This window comes from Shewanella sp. 11B5 (genome assembly GCF_002836795.1).
GTDB lineage: Bacteria > Pseudomonadota > Gammaproteobacteria > Enterobacterales > Shewanellaceae > Shewanella > Shewanella frigidimarina.
On sequence record NZ_PJAP01000443.1, the window covers coordinates 1 to 4,769 of the forward strand.

Sequence of the window (4,769 nt, forward strand, 5' to 3'; positions counted from 1 at the left end):
CTGCATGTATTTTTATCCTTTACCTTGGCTTGGTATGTGGGGAGTATTTCTATGAGCATGCAGAGCTAAATGAACAACTTGCATTAAGACAGTCAGAACAAATACAGAAAGATTTATTTAGAATGCGTCATGTTGTGGAATCATCTCTGTTGACGCAAGATTTAGAACGAATAGAGCAAGAGGTTGCTTTAGTCTCAACAGACCAAAACATGATGGTGTATGTAATACTTGATTCGGGTAGTGAAATTCAATTTGCCAATCATATTATTTGGCGAGAAAGTAATGCTACTAATGTGTTAGAGGGCTATTCGGCTGATTTACATAGAACGGTTATCACCAATAATAAACCTTTTTTAAAGGTGAATTTCGATCGTTTATCAATTCAGGCTTACTATCCCCTTAATGCAAATTCTCGTTACAGCTACTCGAATTCTGTAGAGCTAATTTATTTAGAATATGACATTGCCAATGTCTTGTCAGAAGCGGTTGATAGTCTGTTAAAGCGCTTTATCGAGATATGGGGAATTGGCGCTTTATTGTTGTCGTTATTCTGTGTCATGTTGCATTATTTACTGATAAGACCGTTAACTCAATTAAGCCAAGCCGCTAAAAATCTCGATTCTCCAGATTTCAATACTGATATTGTGTGCACATCGACCGAACTGGTTAACTTACGCGACTATTTGAATCAGGTTAATGGTCGGTTATCCCGCAGTAAAAAACGTCTAAATGATGCAGAGCAACGTTGGCTTTTTGCAGTTGAGGGCGCTCGTAATGGTATTTGGGATTGGTGTATTGCTACTGGCGATGTGTTTGTTTCTGATCGATGGAAAGATATCTTAGGCTACCAACCTTATGAGCTAGATAATGACTATTCTGTCTGGGAGTCTCGTTTACATCGAGATGATAAGGCGCAGGTATTAAATACCTTACAGAATTACATTAATAACCAGCATGAATATTATGAAAGCGTGCATCGTTTACGTCATAAAGACGGTCGTTATATTTGGATTTTGGATCGTGGAAAAATAGTTGAGTGGGATGAACTTGGGCGTCCATTACGAATTATTGGCACCATAACAGATGTTTCTGGTGATGTTAAAAGCCAACAAATTACTCCTGATAAGCAGGGACATAGTGGCCTAACGGATTTAATAAATCGTGATGTATTAGCCGATCAGCTTTATGATTTACAGGTTCTTAGTCGCAAGACTGGTCAGTTTTCTGCGCTTCTTATGATCAATTTAGATAATTTTAAATTAATTAATGATGCTTTGGGTCACCAACTTGGCGATAGATTATTAATGCAGATAGCAGCCCGCTTATCTGGTACATTCTCTAGTGCTGGTTTGGTTGCTCGCCTTGGAGCAGATGAGTTCGTTATTCTAGCCAAAAATTTTGGCAATGAAATTGATCAAGCAAGTAAACGTGCATTAGCACTGGCTAGTGAAGTGAGGCAGTTAATTGGCCGCGGTTACACCATTTCAGAGCAAAATTTATCAATTTCAGCTCGGATTGGGTTAGTTGTTTTTGATGGTATTGAGTCATTAGAACCTCAAGTACTGTTGGCTCGTGCAGATAGCGCTATGGAGCAAGCAAAAGATAGTCGCTCTAATGGTTGTGCCATTTACCAACCTGAATTAGATCAAAATCAAGTTCAACCATTCAAATTACAAAACGAGCTGAAACTGGCTATCCAGAACAAGCAGATGTCATTGGTTTATCAACCCGTTGTTGATCAGGCTGGGCAGCTCAATAGCATTGAAGTACTAATGCGTTGGTATCACCCGCAGTACGGATATATTAATCCACGTAAGTTTATTGCGTCAGCTGAACTGTCTGACTGTATTTTTGAATTAGAGCTGTGGGCATTAGATCAAGTCTGTGAACTTATTCAAACACTTCAACAGGCAAACGCGACAGTGCCTTTAATGTCATTAAATGTATCTTCTCGTCACTTTCATCAAGATCACTTCGTAAACGTAGTAATGAATCGAATCAATGCAGCACATGTCTCAGCTACATTGTTTCAGTTCGAGTTATCTGAAGATGTATTCGTGGTCAATGCTAATGTTGCCAGAAACAAAATTGCTGAGTTCCAACGATTCGGTGTGAACATTGCGATGGATAATTTTGGTGGGGGATCTTGCGCAGTCCATTTATTACAAGGTATTCGTTTTTCACAAGTGAAGCTAGCTGCTGTCTATATTGAAGATATAGAATATAACCCTGAAACCTTTAACATTGTGAATGCCATTGTTGAGTTTGCTACTAAGTTAAACTTTCCTGTAGTGGCTAAACAAGTTGAGAATAAGCAGCAACTTAATTTACTGACCCATGCAAAATGTACTTGGTTTCAAGGCTATATTATCAGTCGACCACTAGCTCATGACGACATTATTCAATTAATTAAGACACAGCTATCTTTGAGTGTTGTGCCATAAAGTCAATGGTATGAGACAGGGCGATATTACGCATAGTATCTTTCTCGATGAATACTTCGTGATATGCGCCTTCAATGATCACTTTATGACAATGAGTGCTTAGTGCTTGGTTTTGCGCCTCATTACAGACAATCGTGTCTTTTTCAGCTTGCAAAATTAGTATCGGAGTTTGGCTGTGTTTAGCGTAGTCGATGCATTTCTCCGCTGCATCCATTGCCTCTAGTAACCAATGGTTAGTCGGTGAGCCTAACTGTGCTTTAGTGGTTTCTTCGAAGATGTTGCGATAGTGCTTATAACGTTTTTGGCTATGAGTCAGTCGGTTGCGTTTAAAGCTGTCGGGTTTGTAATGGGTTCCCCCTATTACAAATGTGCTGTGTACTTTATTTGCTTCCAGACGATTATTATCGAGCTTTTGTGCTAGCCAACGAATGATAGGTTTTGTAAACGGTAATCGAATACCAAACATGGGCGCTGAGAATACGGCTGCAGTAAATGTATTTGGGTGTTGATTAATATAATCGCTGGCAATGGTGCATCCCATTGAGTGAGCGATGATAAATAGCTCATCATGCTGTTGTTGGCTAACTATCTGATTAATAAATTGAGTTAAGTCTTCGGTATAATCAGTAAAGCTAGCAACATAACCTTGATGCGGATTATGTGTGAGCCGGTCTGATAATCCTTGTCCTCGATGATCTAAAGCGTAAACGCTAAATCCTTGTTGATATAAATCAAACATCAATTCTTGATATTTTATATAAGATTCTACTCTGCCATTGCTGATCACTATTGCTCGTTGACTATTAGGATGTTGGATCATCGCATAGGCAATATTTATACCGTCATCAGTACAAAAACTCGATTGGTGTACTTGTTGCCAAAAGTGTCTTTGCTCACTAGTATCGAGCTTTAATTCAGATGAAAATTTCATGTAATGCATAGTTATTAAGCCAGCTTGTTTATATCTAAAGTATGGTGAATTTGACGTATTTATCTATCTGATTATCCGGTACTTGCTTGTTTTATTGTCGCCTTTTGGCGAGCTATAAACTCATCGACCATTTGTTCTAGCACCGACATTGGAATAGAACCATTTTCTAAAATGGCATCATGAAACTTCCGAATATCAAAGTCTTTCCCTAATGATTTTTCAGCCTTAGCGCGTAACCGTTTTATGGTTAATTCACCAATTTTGTACGATAACGCTTGGCCTGGCCAAGAAATATAGCGATCTATTTCAGTAGTAACGTTGTGCATTGAAAGTGCTGTGTTACTTGCCATAAAATCTATCGCTTGTTGGCGGCTCCAACCTTTTGCATGCATGCCCGTATCGACGACTAAACGAGCCGCACGCCACATTTCGTAGGTTAAGCGGCCAAAGTTACTGTATGGATCTTGATAAAAGCCGGCTTCTAAGCCTAAATATTCTGAGTATAAGCCCCAGCCTTCACCAAATGCAGAGATATAACTGTAGCGTCTAAAATTGGGTAAGTCAGTGAGTTCTTTATTGAGTGATATCTGTAAATGGTGCCCTGGCACTGCTTCATGTAGGGTTAAGGCTTCAAGCTCGTATAGCGGTCGCTTATCTAAGGCGTAGGTGTTAACCCAATAATAGCCAGGCTCGTCGTCACGGTTTGAACCCGAGTAGCGCCCTGTAGTGTATTTAGGCGCAATTTCAGCAGGTACCGGTGCAATACCATAAGGTGTGCGCGGTAATTTGCCGAAATACTTAGGCAACATGGCATCTGCTTTTTTGGCAATAAATGCTGCTTCTTTAAGTAACTCATCAGCGGTTTTAGGGTAAAACTTTGGATCCGTGCGTAAAAACATTAAAAAATCAGCAAAACTGCCTTTAAAGCCAACATCTTTAATCACCTGTTCCATTTCTGATCTTATACGAGCAACTTCTTGCAATCCAAGTTGATGGACTTGTTCAGCTGTCATTGGCAGCGTGGTGTAATACTCAACTCTGTTTTGATAAAACGCCGCGCCATCTGGTAAAGCCGAAGCCGCGATGTCTATTCTTGCGTTGGGAATATATTCCTCAGTCATGAAATTATAAAACTGTTGGTACAGAGGAAGCACGATTTGTTCTACGGTTGTTCTGCCTTGTTGGGTCAGCGTATTTTTTTCTGTTGCGCTAAAATGATCAGGATAATGGGTAAACGGAGTAAAGTAGCCGCTGCTCTCAACTGGAACAATAAATGCGCTAATACTGTCTTCGAATCCATTAAGGGTGATTTTTGCCGGAGTAATACCGCTGGCTAAACCTTGTTTGAGCCAATATGTTTGTTGCGCGAAATAACGTGGTAATTGCTTAAGTTT

3 protein-coding genes are annotated in these 4,769 nt (G+C 39.7%); 1 reads left to right on the forward strand and 2 read right to left on the reverse strand.

Annotated elements, in window-relative coordinates; translation table 11 throughout:
- Nucleotides 1-2,444, forward strand: a 2,444-nt coding sequence (locus tag CXF78_RS10315) for a putative bifunctional diguanylate cyclase/phosphodiesterase (protein WP_257984883.1), incomplete at its 5' end; no start/stop codon positions are given.
- Here CXF78_RS10315 and CXF78_RS10320 read toward each other — a convergent pair.
- Together CXF78_RS10320 and CXF78_RS10325 are read right to left on the reverse strand one after the other, a co-directional pair.
- Nucleotides 2,410-3,384 (reverse strand): alpha/beta fold hydrolase, encoded by a 975-nt coding sequence (locus tag CXF78_RS10320; protein WP_011635531.1) that lies wholly within the window; start codon nucleotides 3,382-3,384, stop codon nucleotides 2,410-2,412. The genes CXF78_RS10315 and CXF78_RS10320 overlap by 35 nt on opposite strands.
- A gap of 62 nt (nucleotides 3,385-3,446) precedes the next feature.
- A partial coding sequence (locus CXF78_RS10325) for a DUF885 domain-containing protein (RefSeq protein ID WP_102036720.1) occupies nucleotides 3,447-4,769 on the reverse strand: 1,323 nt, incomplete at its 5' end.

Bases quoted from the DNA above. Each gene is read 5' to 3' on its own strand.
- CXF78_RS10320 (WP_011635531.1), bottom strand. From the start codon at position 3,384: ATGCATTACATGAAATTTTCATCTGAATTAAAGCTCGATACTAGTGAG.